The 17,683-nt window shown below is 63.1% G+C and carries 18 protein-coding genes; 9 read left to right on the forward strand and 9 right to left on the reverse strand.

The features are described 5' to 3' along the window. Positions 1-5: 5 nt before the first annotated feature. A complete protein-coding gene (gene hrpB / locus ACQUSY_RS02805) occupies positions 6-2,540 on the reverse strand; it encodes an ATP-dependent helicase HrpB (protein ID WP_428902994.1) in 2,535 nt (844 codons plus the stop codon). Between the two features lie 265 nt (positions 2,541-2,805). On the opposite strand from hrpB, the gene ACQUSY_RS02810 reads away from it, so the two are divergent. From ACQUSY_RS02810 to ACQUSY_RS02850, 9 genes are all read left to right on the forward strand, one after another. After that, positions 2,806-4,443: an AAA family ATPase gene (locus tag ACQUSY_RS02810; protein ID WP_428902995.1), complete on the forward strand. Its 1,638-nt coding sequence runs from the start codon at positions 2,806-2,808 to the stop codon at positions 4,441-4,443. Positions 4,444-4,446: 3 nt separating this feature from the next. After that, entirely contained in the window at positions 4,447-4,872 is a 426-nt protein-coding gene (locus ACQUSY_RS02815; protein ID WP_428902996.1) for a hypothetical protein, read from the forward strand. After that, entirely contained in the window at positions 4,872-5,090 is a 219-nt protein-coding gene (locus tag ACQUSY_RS02820; protein WP_428902997.1) for a DUF2997 domain-containing protein, read from the forward strand. Before ACQUSY_RS02815 ends, ACQUSY_RS02820 begins: the two co-directional genes overlap by 1 nt. Continuing rightward, complete coding sequence (locus ACQUSY_RS02825; RefSeq protein ID WP_428902998.1) at positions 5,087-5,830, forward strand: ComEA family DNA-binding protein; 744 nt, start codon at positions 5,087-5,089, stop codon at positions 5,828-5,830. Before ACQUSY_RS02820 ends, ACQUSY_RS02825 begins: the two co-directional genes overlap by 4 nt. Positions 5,831-5,858: 28 nt before the next feature. After that, the gene (locus ACQUSY_RS02830) at positions 5,859-6,449 is read left to right on the forward strand and encodes a 4Fe-4S single cluster domain-containing protein (protein ID WP_428902999.1); all 591 of its coding nucleotides are present in this window, start codon (positions 5,859-5,861) and stop codon (positions 6,447-6,449) included. Between the two features lie 129 nt (positions 6,450-6,578). Continuing rightward, complete coding sequence (locus ACQUSY_RS02835; RefSeq protein ID WP_428903000.1) at positions 6,579-7,622, forward strand: NAD(P)-dependent alcohol dehydrogenase; 1,044 nt, start codon at positions 6,579-6,581, stop codon at positions 7,620-7,622. A gap of 299 nt (positions 7,623-7,921) precedes the next feature. After that, entirely contained in the window at positions 7,922-9,238 is a 1,317-nt protein-coding gene (locus ACQUSY_RS02840) for an MFS transporter (protein ID WP_428903001.1), read from the forward strand. 75 nt (positions 9,239-9,313) lie between these two features. Continuing rightward, positions 9,314-10,270, forward strand: a complete 957-nt coding sequence (locus ACQUSY_RS02845) for a nucleoside hydrolase (protein ID WP_428903002.1) — start codon at positions 9,314-9,316, stop codon at positions 10,268-10,270. Between the two features lie 114 nt (positions 10,271-10,384). Beyond that, on the forward strand, positions 10,385-10,804 hold the full coding sequence (locus ACQUSY_RS02850) for a hypothetical protein (protein WP_428903003.1): 420 nt from the start codon (positions 10,385-10,387) through the stop codon (positions 10,802-10,804). Between the two features lie 56 nt (positions 10,805-10,860). Here the strand turns inward: ACQUSY_RS02850 and ACQUSY_RS02855 are convergent, their stop codons facing one another. The 8 genes from ACQUSY_RS02855 to ACQUSY_RS02890 are packed head-to-tail and all read right to left on the reverse strand — an operon-like array spanning position 10,861 to position 17,668. Next, a complete protein-coding gene (locus ACQUSY_RS02855; RefSeq protein WP_428903004.1) occupies positions 10,861-11,850 on the reverse strand; it encodes a nucleoside hydrolase in 990 nt (329 codons plus the stop codon). A 53-nt stretch (positions 11,851-11,903) separates the two neighbouring features. Beyond that, positions 11,904-12,578: a substrate-binding domain-containing protein gene (locus ACQUSY_RS02860; protein WP_428903005.1), complete on the reverse strand. Its 675-nt coding sequence runs from the start codon at positions 12,576-12,578 to the stop codon at positions 11,904-11,906. Next, positions 12,575-13,213: a class II aldolase/adducin family protein gene (locus tag ACQUSY_RS02865; protein WP_428903006.1), complete on the reverse strand. Its 639-nt coding sequence runs from the start codon at positions 13,211-13,213 to the stop codon at positions 12,575-12,577. Before ACQUSY_RS02865 ends, ACQUSY_RS02860 begins: the two co-directional genes overlap by 4 nt. Further along, a complete protein-coding gene (otnK, locus tag ACQUSY_RS02870) occupies positions 13,206-14,429 on the reverse strand; it encodes a 3-oxo-tetronate kinase (protein ID WP_428903007.1) in 1,224 nt (407 codons plus the stop codon). The genes ACQUSY_RS02865 and otnK overlap by 8 nt, the downstream gene beginning before the upstream one ends. Next, positions 14,426-15,094, reverse strand: coding sequence for a hypothetical protein (locus ACQUSY_RS02875; protein ID WP_428903008.1), 669 nt, complete (start codon positions 15,092-15,094; stop codon positions 14,426-14,428). Before ACQUSY_RS02875 ends, otnK begins: the two co-directional genes overlap by 4 nt. After that, on the reverse strand, positions 15,091-15,897 hold the full coding sequence (locus tag ACQUSY_RS02880) for a hydroxypyruvate isomerase family protein (protein ID WP_428903009.1): 807 nt from the start codon (positions 15,895-15,897) through the stop codon (positions 15,091-15,093). The genes ACQUSY_RS02875 and ACQUSY_RS02880 overlap by 4 nt, the downstream gene beginning before the upstream one ends. Further along, positions 15,894-16,886, reverse strand: coding sequence for a phosphoglycerate dehydrogenase (locus ACQUSY_RS02885; RefSeq protein WP_428903010.1), 993 nt, complete (start codon positions 16,884-16,886; stop codon positions 15,894-15,896). The genes ACQUSY_RS02880 and ACQUSY_RS02885 overlap by 4 nt, the downstream gene beginning before the upstream one ends. Continuing rightward, positions 16,883-17,668 carry an NAD-dependent epimerase/dehydratase family protein gene (locus tag ACQUSY_RS02890; protein ID WP_428903011.1) on the reverse strand — a complete coding sequence of 262 codons (786 nt, stop codon included), beginning with the start codon at positions 17,666-17,668 and terminating at the stop codon, positions 16,883-16,885. The genes ACQUSY_RS02885 and ACQUSY_RS02890 overlap by 4 nt, the downstream gene beginning before the upstream one ends. Between the last annotated feature and the right edge of the window lie 15 nt (positions 17,669-17,683).

The following is a 17,683-nucleotide window of genomic DNA, read 5'->3' on the forward strand; positions in this document are numbered from 1 at the left end:
CGCCCTCAATCGCCCTTCTCTGCCGCCAGTCTCCGATTGGTCTTAGCCGTCGCCACAGCGGTGTACGGGTCTTCGGGCCAGGGGTGCTTCAGATACCGGCCGCGCGTCTCAGCCCGAACCTGCGCATAGGGCCCGGCCCAGAATGAGGCCAGGTCTGACGTCACAGCCAGCGGATGACCGCCGGGAGACAGCAAATGGAAGATGACCGGAACTCTCCCGCCAGCCACCCGCGGAGATTCCAGCATTCCGAAGCACTCCTGCAGCTTCACCGCAACCACGGCCGACGGGTTGAGGTCGTCGTGTGCCGAGTACTGCACCCGGATCATCGCGCCGCTCGCCACCCGCAGACGTTCCGGAACAAGCTCATCAAGGGCGACGGCCTCGGGCCACGGTAGCAACCGTCGCAGTGCCGAGGTCAAGTCGATCTTCGACACCGACTTGCCTGCCGCGAGCGCGGATATCGCGGGCGCGAGCCACTCGTCCAGCCGAGCGAGCAACGCATCGTCCGACATCGACGGCCACGGTTCGCCGATCACGCGGTGCAACAACGCGAGCCGCGAGCGCAATGCGACCGCGCTCTCCGCCCACTCGAACAGGTCGAGCCCGCGAGCTTGCAGAGCGCGACGCACAGCGGCTTCCGTTTCGACCCCGGCTTTCACAGACACCGGAACCGAGGAGCGCACGATAGCGCCGACTCGCTTTTCGCGGCGGGCGACCACGCGACCGTCGGTGAAGGTCGCTTCGATCCGATCCGTCGTCAAGTGCTTTGCGGCGACGAGCACAGACTCTTCATCAAGAGCCGCCGCGGACCGGATGACGGCACCCGTTCCCGCGGCAGCCCGACTCGTCGCGCGCGTGATGTCGGCGATGGCCAGCCACTCGGCACCCGCCAGCTCTCCCGCGACTCCTGCCCTGGTTCCGGACGCCAGCTGAAACACCCCGTCTGCCACCCGGCGCGCGATGCGATCGGGGAACGCGAGCGCCACGATGAGGCCGACGGAATCAGCGCGGGCGGAACCTTTTGCTCGGCCCGCGAGGCGGGTGAAGCGATCCACCTCACGGCTCCACGCGCGATGTTGCGGGTGCTTGCCGTCACGCAGAGCGCGCAGCGTGGCGTCGAGGTCAGCCTCATCGGCGCGGATCTCGCCGCTCACCGCGGCGATGACCTCGGCGGCGACTCGCGAGCCCACAAGTTCAGCTCCGTCGAGGAGCGCTCGCACCAGGCGAGGGTCGGCGGGTATGCGGGCGAGCTTGTGGCCGAGCGGCGTTGCGCGGCCATCGGCATCGACAGCACCCAGGCTCTGGAGTGCCACCTCGGCGCGGCCTAGTGCGGTGGCCGGTAGCGCGTCGGGTAGTCGCAGACCTTGACCGCGTGGAGCACCCCAGCAGGCCAACAGGAGCGCCGCGTCAGTGAGGTCGGTCGAGAACATCTCTGGGGTCGCGAATGCGGGGGCGGCAGCGAACGTGCGTTCATCAACACAGCGGATAACCGTGCCCGGCCCGAGGCGGGCGGCACGACCGGCGCGCTGCACGGCGGACGCTCGAGGGGTTGAGACAGTCACGAGCCCCGACATTCCGCGGCCCGAGTCGTACATGGGAACCCGCGATAGACAGGAGTCCACCACGATACTCACACCCGGAACCGTCAGCGACGATTCAGCGATCGAGGTCGCCACGATGATTCGCATCGGTTGCCCGGCAACGCGTTCGGACACGGCGCGATCCTGTTCGCGAGCCGGTGCCTGGCCATGGAGTTCGAGCACGTCGGCGTCACGCACATCGTCGCGCAGATGCCTCGCGATCACGCTCACCTCGCGCGCACCCGGCGCGAATACCAGGATGTCGGTGGTTGGTTCGCGGCGGTGTGCGTCTGCTGCGACCTGGGCAACGTGTCGCAAGAAGCCGGGGGTTACGCCTCGTTCGTCCATGCGGTCGGCCGCGGGTGGCGCCCATCTAATGTCGAGCGGATGCGCTACTGACTCATGCGACACGATCGGCGCTGGTTCGGACTCGCCAAGAACAGCGGCGAACCGCTCGGCGTCGACGGTGGCCGACATCGCGATCACGACGATGTCGTCACGGAGCTGGCGAACTTCGCCCAGCAAGCCGATGAGGAGATCGGTGTCGATTGCGCGCTCGTGCACCTCATCGAGGATGACGGCGCCGACGTCGGCGAGACCGGGATCATCCATGAGCCGTCGCAGCAGAACACCGGGCGTCACCATCTCGATCCGTGTCTCATCGGTCATCGAGCGCTCGCCACGCACAGTGAACCCAACACGGTCGCCGAGGTTTGAATTGTCGAGGCTCGCGAGGCGACGCGCCGCGGCGCGGGCCGCCACCCGTCTCGGCTGGGTCACGATGACGCGGCCTTCGACACGATTGGCGACGAGAGGCGGAACCAGGGTGGTCTTGCCCGTTCCGGGTGCGGCCGTGATGACGATTGCGTTTGTTGCGTCGAGCGCGGTGCTGACGTCGTCGAGCGCAGCCTTGAACGCCAGCCCGCGCCCGATGGTGGCGAGGTTGAACAGGGCGGTCATGTGTCTATCTTCTCGCGCGAGTTGCTCAACGCGATCGGGCGATGCATGCACGAGCAGATCCTGGCGCCCTCCGCTAGCCTACGCCCCGCGCAGCTTCGCGGCCGTGAGGGTTCGCCTGGATCTTCCGAGCCGACTTGACCGCTTGCGCAATGGTTCCCAGGGAACCAAATATCCTCACATCATCGATAGGTGAGAGAGTTCTCATATGGCAGACTGACTCTGAAGTCTGGCGAGCGCGCCAGCGGCGACCACCATTTGGGGACCAATGACGATTCTCGAGCTTTCACCGTTCCAGCAAACGCTCAATGAGCTGATCCGTGCGCGACACCCTCTTCTATTAGTTGAGACCCAGGAGCCCGAGCGCGTCTTGGATGCGATCGATTCCCTCCTGGAGCAGGGAACGATCCCCCGCGGCAGAACGGTGCGCGTGTACTCCCTCACGAAAGGTCTTCATGGCCGCGATGGGCTTGGAGTAAAACCAATCCCGCCCGAAGAAGCGGTGCTTGAAGCAATCAAGTCCACCGATCCGACCATCTTCGTCTTCCACGATCTCCACCAGCAGCTCGGAGCGAGTGGTCGTCCAATCGAGCCCGTCCTGGTGCGTGCGCTCCTCGACGCAGCCGCGACTTTCAAGAGCGGGCCGACTCCTCATACGCTCATCATGGTGGCACCCGGGCTAACTCTCCCGCCGGACCTCGAGAAGGTCGTTACAGTCGTCGATCTGCCCCTCCCGGACGCAGCCGAAATCGAGAATGCCCTCGAAACAATTGTGTCGGCGAACCGCGATGCGATCCAGGTCGATCTCTCAGAAGAGGACCGGCTACGAATGATCCAAGCCGCACAGGGATTGACGCTATGGGAAGCCGACAATGCATTCGCACGAGCAATCGTGACGGATCGCGTGCTAAACGCGGACGACATTGACCTTATCGTCAAGGAAAAGCAACAGACGATTCGCAAGTCTGGGTTGCTTGAGTTCATTCCGCCGGAGGGCGGCTTCGAAAGCATCGGCGGCCTGGACAACCTCAAGAAGTGGGTAGTCAAGCGCGACGGAGCATGGCTACCTGAAGCAGAAGAATGGCGCCTCCCTGCACCAAAGGGGTTACTGATCACGGGTATCCCCGGGTGTGGGAAGAGCCTCACTGCGCGATGTGTCTCCGCTCAGTGGGATCTTCCTCTCCTACGACTCGACGTCGGTCGTGTATTCTCGGGCCTCGTCGGTTCCAGCGAACAAAACATGCGCAACGCGCTCAAGCTTGCGGAAGCAGTGTCGCCGTCGATCCTATGGATCGATGAAATCGAGAAAGGCTTCGGCTCGGTAGGCGGTGGCGGCGACTCAGGAACCAGCCAGCGGGTGTTTGGAACATTCCTGACATGGATGCAGGAGAAGAAGAAGCCCGTCTTCGTCGTCGCAACGGCCAACAAGATCGACAGTCTTCCCGCAGAGTTCCTCCGCAAGGGCCGTTTCGACGAGATCTTTTTTGTCGATCTACCCACCCTGCCCGAGCGCGAAGAAATTTGGAACCTGCACCTGAACAGCCACCTTGAGGCGCCGTCGCGCGCGGGTGGTGAAGTCGAGCTTTCCCCGGCTACGCTGCGCAGCCTGGCCGAAGCAAGCGAGGGGTACTCGGGCGCAGAAATCGAACAGGCCGTTATCGCCGCCTGCTTTGAAGCGTTTTCTGAACGCCGAGCCGTGTCCCATGAGGACCTCTCACGAAGCATCAGGAACACAGTGCCACTGTCGGTCACGCAAGCCGAGCAGATTACTCGGATTCGCGAGTGGGCGAGTAGCCGCGCAGTGGCGGCGACCTCGGTCACGGCTCGTGGTTCTTACGACGAGAAAGCGACAGCTGATCCTTCCGATGTCGCTTCGTGGCGCGGCGGCCGCGCGATTGAGTTCTAAGTCGTGAGCATCGAGGTTCTCCTTATCCCGCTCGGCATGGCTGCGGTCGCTGCCATCAAGGAAGCAAACCGCACAGACCTGTGCACGAAGTGCATGGCCACACGGGTGACGAGCGTCGACGTGTTACGTGAGGTTTTGGCGGCCATGGATGTGACGGTCGAGTCTTCTGACTCCGCTCTCATCACTGGCACATCGGCGTGGGGAGCATTGACTTTTCGTCAAGTCGGAAACGTCTGGCTTGGACGCGTCGACAATGCGTCCGCACAGGAAACGGGCGCGATGATCAGCGCCCTTGACATCACATTAGGACGCGTTATGCAGACGAAAACGGCGCAACAGGTCGTTGCACGCGCTGAGTCCCTCGGGTTCCGTCTTGTCTCAACGACTCAGGAAAACGGAACCCTCAATTACGTCTTCGAGGAAGCGTGATGGCACGCCGATTGAACATCTCCATTCGGCCAGACGGATCGATCGTGGCGGAGGCAAGCGGAACGCCCGGGCCCGACTGTCTTGGCGCAATCCCGCCGCTAGAAGCCATGTTGCGGGCGGAAGTCATCGACTCCCGCCCGACACCAGAGTTCGATGCGTCGACTAGCCTGTTGCGCCTGAACAATGAGCACGCTCAGGGCCTGGAGGATTACGCATGAGTACCGCTGAAGAACTGCTTTGCAAAAAATGGTGGCGTTTGGGGCAAAGTATCTGGATGCTGTGGGGTGTTCTGACTCTTGGCTTCCTCGCGTTCATCGGCTGGGGCTACATTGCTCTCACAGCCAAGAAGTGGACGTGGGGACTCATCGCCGCGTTGCTGCTCGCCTGTACGATCACGTATATCGTGCTCGTCACGCCCCTTAATCTTCCCGGCAAGAACGAAGTCGGAACGGCTGAACAAGAACGCATGTCCAGCTTCCTCGGCGGGATAATCATGACCTATTGGGTTGCGAGCACAATCGGCGCATGGATCGTGAATCGCCGCTGGCTCACGTGGCGCGCACACGCAGTCGCAGGCACGGCGAACAAGCGCCCAGCAGTTGCGGATCAATTCGCGGACGCGCGCGTTGAATCGGCCCTTGACCCCATCGCGTCTGCTGTCGACGCCTTGCCCTCGGGACAGCCCGGTGCTTCCCGGGTTGCGGCGACTGCCGACAAAGTGGACGTCAACTCAGCCTCGCGAGAAGACTTCCTCTCCCTTCCGGGGATCACTGAAGAAAGCGCCGACGCGATCATTACTGCTCGTTCACAAGTCGGCAGTTTTCAGAGCCCAAGCGACCTTGTCACCCTTGCTGGCGTGAAACCCCATATATTCGCAGGCGTCCAAGGCTCGCTTCTTGCAAACCCGCGGCGCGCATCTCCACAACCTCGAGATCCGGGCCGCCGGTTGGAATTTTGACGTGACTCAGCTACGGGTCGCGCGTGTAATGCACGGAACCACTGCCGAGGGCCCTGGGCTTCGCACGGCAATCTGGGTACAGGGGTGCACAATTCGGTGCGCGGGGTGCATCAATCCTCACCTCTTCTCATCGCGAGGTGGATACCTTGTGGATCCGGCCGCTGTCGTCCACGAGGCGCTTGAACACGGCGTCGAGGGGATCACCCTCCTTGGTGGCGAGCCGATGGAACAACCTGAAGCCGGCTTCGCGTTGGCCTCATTAGCCCGCGAGCGTGGTCTTGGTGTGGTTTGTTTCACCGGTTTCACGCGTGAAGCACTCACCAGCGCCGAGCAACTCAAGTTCCTCGAGCAGATCGATCTGCTCGTCGATGGCCCCTTTGTCGCTGACGCCCCTGAGCCCGCCCGAGTGCTGGTGGGTTCCACCAACCAGCGCTTCATCCACCTGACGGAGCGCTATCGTGACTACGACCCATTAAGGTCACATAACCGGATCGAGCTACGCCTGAATCTAGACGGAACGATTGACGCTGCGGGATTCCTCAGAACTGACGAGCTACGCACCCTTAGCAAGGAGCTAGGTACCCGCCGAACTCGCGGACAGCAGCATCCTCATCCCTAATTGGCGCACTCACGTTCCATTCACCCGAATATTTCCTGCCGAACCCGGCCCACCCCGCGCAACCCAGGCATAGCCTTGAAGTAGGCCCCGCAACACACCAACAGCGGGCTCAAACTAAGGAGCAATGCCATGCGCGCCGTACGTTTCACCGACTGGAAGACCAAGCCGTCGCTGAAGGAGATCCCCAAGCCCACCCCCGGTCCGGGCGAGGTGCTGCTGAAGGTTGCCGGAGCAGGTGCGTGCCACTCTGACGTCGCGATCTATGCCGACTTTGAGGCTGGCATGGTTCACGGGCTCGACCCCGAATACACGCTCGGCCACGAGAACTCGGGCTGGGTTGAAGAGGTTGGTGAGGGCGTTACCGGCTTCACCAAGGGCGACGCTTACCTTGTGTTCGGTCCGGTGGGCTGCGGTCACTGCGCCGCATGTTCGCGCGGACAAGACACCTACTGCGAAAACGCAGCCACCAACCCGTACCAGGGCATCGGTCTTGGTCGCGACGGCGGCATGGCGGAATACCTTGTGGTTCCAGCCCGCAACCTGGTTCCGCTCGGCGATGCCGACCCCGTCGACGCCGCACCCCTCGCAGACGCGGCCCTCACGCCGTACCACGCGATCAAGCTCGCCCTCCCCCAGCTCAACAAGGGTGGCGCGACCGCTCTCGTGATCGGCCTCGGCGGGCTCGGCCAGATCGCCGTGCAGATCATTAAGGCCCTCACCGGCGCCACGGTCATCGCCACCGACATGAAGCCCGAAGCCATGGAACTCGCAGCATCCCGCGGCGCCATCACGGTTGCGGGCGGCGAAGGCCAGGCCGAAAAGATCCGCGAAATCACGGGCGGCCGTGGCGTTGACGCGATCTTCGACTTCGTCGGCGTCACCCCCACGATCGAGCTCGGTCAGAAGACGATGGCCCAGGGCGGACGCCTCACGGTCGTCGGCATCGCCGGCGGCGTCGTGCAGTGGTCGTTCTTCACCAACCCCTACGAGGCGGTCATCACCAACACCTACTGGGGCACGATCGAAGACCTCCACGAGGTCGTCAAGATGTACCAGGCGGGCCAGATCGTTCCCGACGTGCAGCGATTCACCATGGACCAGGCGCTCGAAGCCTACGAACTGCTCGAATCGGGCAAACTCGCCGCACGCGCCGTCGTCATGCCGAACGCGTAAGGCTGACGCCTTCACATAAGTAGCAAGGGGTGCCCGAAACCAGGAGGTTGCGGGCACCCCTTGCGTTGCTTCGCGCGCGGGCGCGGCGAAGGGAGACAAAACCGCGTCCAACTCTTCTTCATCGAATCAAAGCCACCCGCGAGAATACGCGGATTTTCGTCTCTCTCACCTGCTTCCCAAAACTGATATCCCCAAATAGCGCGCGCTATACTATAGTGATATGAAGTCGGCCGCCCACCCCCGAGGCGTTCGCACAAAATCAGGACTATCCCCCCGGGAGAGTTGAGCAAAGGAGCTCCATGAGCGTACAAGCCGCCGCGGTTGCCGAGTCAGCACAGCTGACCGGTAAAGCCACCAAAACCGAGCGTAAGAACCTCCGCGCGCTCAGCTGGGGCCACGCCCTCGAATGGTACGACTGGGCCATCTTTGGCCTTCTCTCTTCGTACCTGGGGGCCCACTTTTTCCCCGCAGATAGCGAACTCGCGTCAACGCTGAACGCACTCGCTGTTTTCGCTGTTGGCTTCGTGGCTCGCCCACTCGGTGGCGTGATCTTCGGCTCGATCGCCGACCGGCTCGGTCGCCGCAAGATTATGATCTTCGCGATCGCGGCTGTCGCAATCGGGAGCTTCGTGATGGGTGTTCTGCCCGGCTACGAGACCATCGGCGTCGCGGCCCCGATCATTGTCGTCGCGATGCGCCTACTACAGGGCCTGTCAGCCGGTGTCGAGGCACCTCTCGGAACGGCCTACGCGCTTGAGCTGGTTCCGAACCGCCCTGGGTATGTCTCAGGCTTCTTCGGTTTCTTCAACAACCTCGGAAACCTGCTCGCTCCGCTGTCGATCTTCTTCCTCACGCAGATGCTGACGGGCGACAACCTCGCAGAGTGGGGCTGGCGCATTCCGTTCATCATCGGTGGTCTATTCGGACTGATGGTGCTGTGGCTACGCACCACGCTGCCGGAGACGCTTGACGTCACCGCTGCACGTGCGTCCATGGATGAGAAGATGAAGCAGCCCTCGGTGTGGGGCGACGTTCGCAAGTACTGGCTGAGCGTTCTGGCTACCGTCTTCATCGTCGGCGCCATCCAGGCATACAACTACACGTGGATCGCAGGCCTCCCCAACCTTGCACGCGCGGCTTTCCAGGAAGACCCGAGTGCCGTCTTTGGTATCACCACCGCCTTCGGAGTCTTCATGACTCTTGGCGCACTGTTCCTCAGCCGCATTCTTGACCGTTTCGCAATGTCGAAGGTTTTCGTTGTCACGCGCCTCCTGGCAATCCCGACGATTTTCTTGGCTCTGCTGTACACGGAGCCCGGCATCGGCGGATTCGCTAGCGTCATGTTCGGCGGCGCGATTGTCTTGCTTCTCAACATGACCATCTTCGTCACGATCTCGAACTCGCTCCTGCCTCAGCACATTCGCGGCACCGGCCTCGGCCTCGGGTACGGCTTCGGCGTTGCGCTCTTCGGCGGCACCGCGTCTTACCTCCTGCTGTGGTTGCAGGGCGAGGGTATGTTCTGGGTGTTCCCGGTTTACATCGCGATCCTGTGTGCCATCAGCGTGGTTCTGTATGTCCTGGCAAAGAACCGTAACGGCATCTTCGTAGGCAAGTAGTCCGATCGTGTGCGCGGCGCCGAGGTGCCGCGCACACGATTTCGCAGGCAGAGGAACGAAAGAAAGTACGGAACCATGGAACGCTTCATCATTGATACTGACCCCGGCATCGACGACGCTGGCGCACTGTTCTGGGCACTCGCGACCGACAAGTTTCACGTCGAGGCCCTCACCACCGTCTTCGGGAACGTCAACGTTCAGAAGGCGACCGCAAACGCACGCAAGATCACTCACCTGGCTGGCCGTCCGGAGCTGCCCATTTGGGTTGGCGCGCCCCGCCCTCTCGCTGGTGAGCCCAACTTCGCCGAGCACATTCACCGCCCGAGTGGCGTCGGGTACTGGGAGTACCCGGATCCCGCTCCCGGCACCGATGGCCCCACCGAAGCCGTGCAGAAGATGATTGATCTCGTCATGGCAAACCCCGGCGAAATCAGCATCATGGCGCTCGCACCCCTCACGAACGTCGCTCTGGCTATCTCGCTCGAACCAAAGTTCGCCGAGAACGTGCGTCGCATCATCTACATGGGTGGCGCAGCACTCACTTGGGGAAACGCCTCCCCCGTCGCCAGCGCGAACATCTTCAACGACCCGGAAGCTGCCGAAATCGTCGTGCAGTCGGGCGCCAAACTGACGCAGGTCGGCCTGGACGTGTGCCGCAAGTTCTCGGTCACCCCCGACCGTGTCGAGAAGTTGTGGCAGTCGGGCTCACCCATGGGCGTTGCTCTGTGCGAAATGATCGGTTACCCCGACCGTCACCAAGACACCACCGAGATGCCGGAGTGGAAGACCGAAGGCATGCACCTGAACGACGTTCCGTGCATCGCCTACGCCATCAACCCCGACTGGTTCGAGGTGCGCACTCTGCGCGTTGACATCGAACTCGACGGCAAACACACGCGCGGCCAGACGGTCGTGCGTATGGTTGACCGTTGGGGCGGAACCCCCAACGTTGACGTCCTGATGGACATCGACGCTGCTGGCGTCGCAGACGCGCTCGTCGAGGCCGTCATCGCGCACGGAACCAATAAGTAGTGTGACTGACGGCTGCCTGCTCCGGAGCAGGGCCGGCAGCAGGAGCCTTCGGCCGCAGACTTTGGTCTCGGGCGAAGGCTCCCCTTTTTTCCCTTCGTTTCAGAAAGGTACGAGATGACACAACCACTTCTCCCCTCAGATGCCGAGCTCATCGGGGCCGCCTCTGCCCTCCTCTCTCGCGTACACGACCCCGCTGCGGTCCGCGTCGCAGCAGCTGCGCGTGGCGTCTCGGGAATCGTCTACCTGGGTGTGAGCCTCGCGACTCCACGCGTAAAGGTGTGCGCCGAGAGCAACGCGGTCGCCAACGCGAAAATCGGCGGCGAAGAAGCCATCACCACCATCGTTTCTGTCGGACTCGGCGTTGACGATGTTCCGCACGTCATCAACCCGTGCGGCGTGTGCCGCGAGCTGATCCCCAAGTTTGGCCACGACCTGCGCGTGCTCATCGACACGGGCGACGGTGTTGTCGCCGCAGCGGAACCCGCCGAACTGCTGCCGATGCCATGGATCCGCGCCCGCGCTTACGAAGACTAGATAGCAACAAGAATGCCCCTGAACTCAACCGAGGTCAGGGGCATTCTCCATTGCGTTTAGCGCCAGGGAAGGGGGCGACGCAGAGTTTCGCCGATCATTTCCAACACGCCGTCAAAGTTCATGTCCACGACGACGCGGTGCAGCGGTCGTGTCTCGTCCTTGATGGGGTGCACGCCCGCGAGGTAACGGTCGCCCGTCGCCGGGTCTTGGAACATCTGCAGCGGGCGCTGCACGGATGCCGTGATCAGATCAGGGCGCAGGAGTGCAGCGACAGCCATGCTGTCGTTGATGCCCATGACTCGCTCGTCGCCTGGCTGCGGGTAGGAACGGCTGTAGAAGCCCGCGTAGTCTGCGCTGATCTTCGTGATCAACTCGGCCGGGGCGTGCCCGGTGGACTCTGCGATCTCGAGGAAGAAGTTCTCCGGAACCAGCGCCTGGCGGGTCACGTACGGGCCGCACCACGTCACGTCACCCTCGTGAGCGGCAACAGCCTCAGCAGCGTCGATATCGAACGTGACGTTCGGGTCGCGCGAAACGCGGAAGCGGCGGTCTGCCCACGGCTCGGTGTCACGGTACAGCGCCGGTCCCAGCGTGCCAACGATCGTGGTGCTGCGCAGCTTCTGCAGCAACTCGGGTTCGATTTCCAGGGCACGGGCGAGGTTTGTCTGCGGGCCAATCGCGAGGTAGTCAATGTCCCCCGGGTACTGGCGCACGAGGTCGAGCACAACGTCTACGCCGTTGGGCTCGGTCGCAACCGAGACCTCGGGGCGCAGGCCCGTGTTTCCGAATCCGTCCTCGCCGTGGATGCCCGGGTTCAGCCGCAGTTCCTGCTTAATCGGAACATCGCTGCCGCGATAAACCGGAACATCGCTGCGCCCGCAGGTATCAAGCACGTAGCGCGCGTTGTCGGCAGCGCGTTCGCCCGTGCAGTTTCCGAAGACGCTGAGCACCGCGAGGATGTCAACCTCCGGGTCTGCCGCGAGCAGCATGATTGCCAGTGCGTCATCGACACCCGTATCGGTGTCGATAATCACTTTTCTCTTCATCGTGATTCCTAACTATTCGTTGCGGCGGCGCAACGGGCTGTGGGTGTGAAGCTTTACGGTGCGGTGAGTCCGACGCTTGCGAATGCCGCTTGCGCGCGGGCTTCGGTGAGCGTCGCCGCGAATGCCAGGGCGGCCGCCGATGCAGAAACGCCAGCGCCGATCGCGAAGCGGCCGTACGACTGCAGCGCGTGCGGAATCGGAGCCACGACGTGTGCACCCGGCACGGAGCGCAACTCGGATACCTGCTGGATAGCGATGTCAGCGCGACCGTCGATTACGGCTTCGGCGGTGAGTCCCGCCGGGAAGCGCACAGCACGCTCGTCGATGACATCGAGCAGGTCACGCTCGCGCAGCACGTTCATGAAGTGAATTCCGCTCGCACCCGAGAGCGTGTAGGCAACGCGAGACTCGCGAAGGTACTGCAAGAACGCTTCTTCGGTGTCTGCCGCGGGGGCAGGCGTGGTCTCGAGGCGCGCGTATCCAACGGCAGAAACGGCGATGTCGGCCACGGTAGCTGCATCGAGAACACCCTGAGTCGCGAGGTCATGCGCGGAGGCTGAGACACCCAGGAACAGGTCAGGACGCTCGCCGGCGACGATCTTCTCAAGCAACACGGTGGTGGGTTCAAACGTGGGAATGATGCGCTCGCCTGTCGCGGCTTCGAAAGCCGGAATGAGTTCTTCAACGAGCGGCTGGCGAACGACGAGTCCGCTGTAGAGAGTGATCATGCGCTGGTCTCCCGCGGAGTCTGGGGCTGCAGGGCAGCGAGGTCTTGGGACGTCAGGGGTGCGGTGCGCATGCCTGACGTGAGGAAGAAGATTTGCGCGGTGTGCTCGAGTTCTTCGAGCGCATCCAGCGCCGAGTCCAGATCAGCGCCGGCAATCACGGGTCCGTGGTTGCGCAACAACAGCGCGTGCGAGCGCGTCGCGGCTTGACGCACCGCATCGGTTGCTGCCTTGTCTCCAGGCGCGAAGTACGGCAAGACCTGCAGGGGCGCTACGCGCATGCCGTAGTACGCCGTCAGTGGCGGGAGCGGCTCATCCGCATCAAGATCGGCGAGGCAGGACAGCGCCGCAGCGTGCACCGAGTGCGTGTGCACGATGGCCTGCGCCGTTGGGCGAGCCTGGAGCACTGCGACGTGTAAGAACGCCTCTTTCGTCGGCGCCGGGCCGTCGACGTGGCGACCGGCAGTGTCGAGCACAGACAGCGCATCGCCCGAGATATCAGCCAAGCTGACACCAGTGGGCGTGACGAGAATGCGATCGCCGTCGCGCACCGCCAGGTTGCCCGTGCGCCCGTGCGTCAGGCCGCGACGGTGAATGGAGTGCGCAACGCGCTCCACCGCAGAACGCAGGTCAGTCATTGTCTTCGACTCCGGCAAGCGACGTGAACATGTCGACGTCACCGAAGTTTCCCGACTTCAGCACGAGGTGAACGCCGTGGTCAACGTCATGAATCCAGGGCGCACCCACGGCGGCCTCCGTGCCCACAACAGCAACCATGGTTCCGAGTTCGCGGATGACGGCACCCGAGGTCTCGCCGCCAGCGACCAGCATGCGCTGCACACCGCGCTCTGCGAGCCCGTGGGCGACGATTCCGGCCACCTGTTCGTAGAGTTCGCCAGCCTCCGGCAGCTCGTCGTTGCGTTCCTCAGCGGAGCTTGACGAGTAGATCAGAGCTGACGAATCTGCGGACTGCTCGTCCCACCACGTCAGCGCCGCCTCAGCCAACTGCTCTGCGGTCTGACCTGCTTCAGCGATGACGCGATGCGAGGTTCCGCCCGAGGCCTGGAAATCGGCGATCTGCTCGAGAGTACGACGCGAGCAGCTGCCCGCGATGATCGCGGTGCGGCCAGCCGGGGCGGTAGCGATAGCGCGGCCAGACGCGACCTGGCGTTCGGCAATCGCGCCGATCAGCCCGGCTGATCCGGCGGTGAGCACCGCGGCCTCTGCGGCTTCAGCGATGACGGCAAGGTCATCGTTGGTCATCGCATCGGCGATCACCTGCGTCACGCCGGCGCCGTCGGCGGCAGCGATCGTTGCGCGCACCGCAGCGACTCCTTCGCGGACAGCAGCGAGCGGAACGGTCGTGACGGTTCCATTGCACTGCGGCGTCAGCAGGCGCACGAGGTTCGAGTCACACATCGGCGTGATCGGGTGGTGTGCCATGTGCGTCTCGTGAAGCGGAACGTCAAAGACATACAGATCGCCGTCGTTCACGGTGCGTCCGTGAATCGGGGCCGCGGGTGTTGTCACAACCGTCGAAACGTCCAACGCCAGGGCGAGGGCCTCTGTGACCGGTCCGATGTTGCCCGCATCCGTTGAATCAAACGTCGAGCAGTATTTGAAGTAGAAGCGGGTCACGCCAGCGTTCTGCAGCGTGCGCAATGCCACCAGGCTCGTCGCAACGGCGTCGGCAACCGGAATCGAGCGGGTCTTCAGACCGATGACAATTGCGTCGGCGTCGCCCGCGACAGGAGTCGCCGCATCGAACGCAAGCAACGTCTGCAAGCCCGCGCGGCTCAGAGCCGCAGCCACATCGGTTGCGCCCGTCACATCATCAGCAATAACGCCAATCATCGGGGCGCTCCTTCGATGACGTCACGCAGGCGGGAAGCAGCAACGCTCGGGCCATCGAGAACCGGAACCGTGATGTCAGCACGCAAAGTCGCTGCCGCAGGAGCGAGCGAGTACTGCGCGAGCACGACAACGTCATACGGCTCCGCGACGTCGGCGATAGCCGCGGCCAGGTGCGCGGCCAGCTCGTCAACAGGGAGCGGCTTGGCTGCCGCCGGAACCACGACAGCGCGGATGGAGGTCGTTACGTTTGCCGCAGCAAACGTCGCCTGCAGGCGCGAGGTGCTGTCTGCCGCCGCCGACTCCAGCGAGGCAACGAGGAGAACATTCGCGGGAGCGAGTGCAACCGTTGCGTCAAAAAGTGGTCCGTCTGCCGAGAACACGGCGACACCGTCTGCATCGAGGTCGCGGTGGTCCGCGCGCACACCGTACTGGGAGCACGTCAGCAAGACACCGTCAGCGCCGCCAGCGATGGCGGAGTCGATCAGGATATCCATTCGGTTGGCGAGCGGCGCCGTCATCTCCCCCTGCTGCCCGAGATCGGCAAGCAGTCTGTCATCGAGAAGATTCCACAGAATGCTGTTCGGAATTGCGGCACTTACCGCGGAGGCTGCCGGAGCAATAGCCAGCGGAGTCGCACTAATCAGGGCAATCTTCACGTTGGTCATCGGGTGATCCTTTCGATCCAGTTCAGGCCTTCATCAGTGCCGCCGACAGGGCCGTACTCACAACCCACCCATCCGGAGTAGCCGCTGGCCGCGATCCGCGCGAGCACGCGCTCGTACGCGATTTCACCGGTGCCCGGCTCACCTCTTCCAGGGTTGTCTGCAATCTGCACGTGCTTGATCAGTGGCGTAAGACGCTCAAACCGCTCGATGATGTTCCCACGATCGGTCTGTGCGTGATACACGTCGAACAGCACGCCAACGGTGTCGGGATCAACAGCTTCAGCGACCGCAGCCGCCGTCTCCATCGAAGCCAGACCATACTGCGGCTGTTCCCGCTTGTTGATGGCTTCGAGCACGAGGCGAACCCCAGCGGACCGCGCCTGATCTGCTGCCCAGGCAATATTGGCGACGTACGTCGCAAACGCCAGCTCCGGTTCCGCGTCAACCGGACGAAGGCCGGCCATCACGTGAACGATCGGGTTACCGAGCACATCTGCATAGTGAAGGGCCCGCTCAACACCGTGACGAAAGACGTCGCCGGCTCCGGGCACATACGCTGCACCCATCACGGTGGAGGAGCCCGCCGGGCCACCAGGAGTGTTGATCAGCGCTTGGATAACGCCGGCGTTATCGAGCAGTTCTCGCACACGCGTGGCTGGCAGGTCGTACGGGGATGCAAATTCGACCCCCGTGAAACCGGCTGCGGCTGCCGCATCAAACCGCGCTTCGAAGGGGAGCTCGGTGTACATCCATTTGAGGTTGGCGGCTAACCGAAGCTCGCCCCCCGACGTCTGGATGATCATGCGACGGCTTCTTGGTGTGCCGGGTTCACAACGAACTGCGCAGCGCCACCCGCGAGAACGGTGATGACGTTTGCTGCTGCCATGCGACCGGATTCGCCGCGAGCTTCACGAGTTGCACCCGCGACGTGCGTGGTGGCGAGGATGCCAGGCGTGTGGAGAAGCGGGCTGTCAGCGGGCAGTGGCTCCTGCTCAAAGACATCGAGGGCAGCGCCGCCAATCTCGCCCGCACGGACAGCGTCAACAACTGCTGCTTCATCCACAATGCCGCCCCGAGCGGTATTCACCAGGATCGCGTCATTCTTCATGAGACGCAGCCGCTCGGCATTGATGAGGTTGCGCGTCGAGTCGTCGAGGAACAGGTGCAGTGTCACGAAGTCGGCCTGCGCCAGAACATCGTCGAGTTCTGCCCGAGCAATGTTGTTCGCCGCAGCGAAGGCTTCGTCAAAGTACGGATCGTAGGCAATGACTTTCATGCCGAAACCTGCGGCGATTGTCGCGACGGCCTTACCGATGGATCCGAGGCCCAGCACGCCCAACGTCGCGCCACGCAGCTCGCGGCCGGTGATCTGCTGCCAGCTACCCGCCGCCAGATTGGCGATGTTCTCCGGAACCCGGCGAGCCACACCCAGCATGAGCGCGAAGACGTGTTCAGCCACAGCCTGGCGGTTTGCGCCCGCAGTGATGCAGACGGGAACACCCTGAGCACTCGCCGCTGCGACGTCGACGCTGTCATACCCGACGCCCGTTCGCACCACGATCTGCAGGTTCGGCGCGCTGGCGAGGTCGCTCGCTGTCAGCGGCTGGGTACCTGCGATGATCGCGCGAGTAGGCGCCAGCAACGCGCGGCGGTCTGTCTCAGACAGCGCCGCCGGGTTCGGTTCGTGGTGCGTCGTCAGGCCGGCACCACGTAGCAGCATGTCGACTTCATCGCCCGGGTTGAGGAAGGCGGTCGTGATCAGGACATCGTGGGACATGGTGTTTTCGCTCACCAGATTCCTCCTTGGTACTCGGAGGCAGTGAATGCGCCGCCGTGGTATTTGGGGGCAGGAACGTTGCGGTCAACGTCCTGCGCATGTTCCGCAGCGTTATCCTGCGGAGTAAATCCGATTGCAGCCCAGCCGGCCCGCGCGTCCCACCAGCCATCGGTGTTTCCCGAGACGCCGTACACAACCTGGCATCCGACCGGACCGTTCTCGATTGCGCAACGGGTCACCTCAATGCCATCTCGCCAGCTCAGCCATAGGGCAAGCTGACGCACGTCTTCGGGGGCCGGGCGGAAGGTTCCGATGCGTAGCAGCACAGACTCGACGCCCCACTTGTCGTAGTAGAGGCTTGCGAGCGCTTCGCCAAACGCTTTCGAAACACCGTAGTAAGTGTCAGGACGGATCGGTGCGGTCTCATCGAGACGTTCGGACGCGGGGTGAAAACCAATGATGTGGTTGGAGCTGGCAAACACGACTCGTCGGACGCCAGCCAAGCGCGCAGCCTCGTACACATGGTAGGTGCCATCAATGTTGGCCTCGCGGATGCGTTCAAAGGAGGCTTCGTCTGCCACGGCGCCGAGGTGCACGATCACATCGACGCCCTGGGCAGCGGCGGTCAGCGCTTCCAAGTCGCCGAGGTCGCCGACGACGACCTCTTCGTTGGCGAACAGGGGTTCGACGGGTTCGCGGCGAACATAGAGGACTACGCGTTCGTATCGTCCTGCAAGTCCTTCACGGATCACGCGGCCCATTCGGCCCGCGGCTCCTGTATAGAGGACAGAAGTCATTATTGTCCTTTCGAG

It is taken from the genome of Microbacterium daqui (assembly GCF_050408675.1).
In the GTDB taxonomy this organism is placed as follows: domain Bacteria; phylum Actinomycetota; class Actinomycetes; order Actinomycetales; family Microbacteriaceae; genus Microbacterium.

Coding starts and splice junctions, on each gene's coding strand:
- hrpB (WP_428902994.1), bottom strand. CDS start 2,540: ATGACCGCCCTGTTCAACCTCGCCACCATCGGGCGCGGGCTGGCGTTC.
- ACQUSY_RS02810 (WP_428902995.1), top strand. CDS start 2,806: ATGACGATTCTCGAGCTTTCACCGTTCCAGCAAACGCTCAATGAGCTG.
- ACQUSY_RS02820 (WP_428902997.1), top strand. CDS start 4,872: ATGGCACGCCGATTGAACATCTCCATTCGGCCAGACGGATCGATCGTG.
- ACQUSY_RS02825 (WP_428902998.1), top strand. CDS start 5,087: ATGAGTACCGCTGAAGAACTGCTTTGCAAAAAATGGTGGCGTTTGGGG.
- ACQUSY_RS02830 (WP_428902999.1), top strand. CDS start 5,859: ATGCACGGAACCACTGCCGAGGGCCCTGGGCTTCGCACGGCAATCTGG.
- ACQUSY_RS02835 (WP_428903000.1), top strand. CDS start 6,579: ATGCGCGCCGTACGTTTCACCGACTGGAAGACCAAGCCGTCGCTGAAG.
- ACQUSY_RS02840 (WP_428903001.1), top strand. CDS start 7,922: ATGAGCGTACAAGCCGCCGCGGTTGCCGAGTCAGCACAGCTGACCGGT.
- ACQUSY_RS02845 (WP_428903002.1), top strand. CDS start 9,314: ATGGAACGCTTCATCATTGATACTGACCCCGGCATCGACGACGCTGGC.
- ACQUSY_RS02850 (WP_428903003.1), top strand. CDS start 10,385: ATGACACAACCACTTCTCCCCTCAGATGCCGAGCTCATCGGGGCCGCC.
- ACQUSY_RS02855 (WP_428903004.1), bottom strand. CDS start 11,850: ATGAAGAGAAAAGTGATTATCGACACCGATACGGGTGTCGATGACGCA.
- ACQUSY_RS02860 (WP_428903005.1), bottom strand. CDS start 12,578: ATGATCACTCTCTACAGCGGACTCGTCGTTCGCCAGCCGCTCGTTGAA.
- ACQUSY_RS02865 (WP_428903006.1), bottom strand. CDS start 13,213: ATGACTGACCTGCGTTCTGCGGTGGAGCGCGTTGCGCACTCCATTCAC.
- otnK (WP_428903007.1), bottom strand. CDS start 14,429: ATGATTGGCGTTATTGCTGATGATGTGACGGGCGCAACCGATGTGGCT.
- ACQUSY_RS02875 (WP_428903008.1), bottom strand. CDS start 15,094: ATGACCAACGTGAAGATTGCCCTGATTAGTGCGACTCCGCTGGCTATT.
- ACQUSY_RS02880 (WP_428903009.1), bottom strand. CDS start 15,897: ATGATCATCCAGACGTCGGGGGGCGAGCTTCGGTTAGCCGCCAACCTC.
- ACQUSY_RS02890 (WP_428903011.1), bottom strand. CDS start 17,668: ATGACTTCTGTCCTCTATACAGGAGCCGCGGGCCGAATGGGCCGCGTG.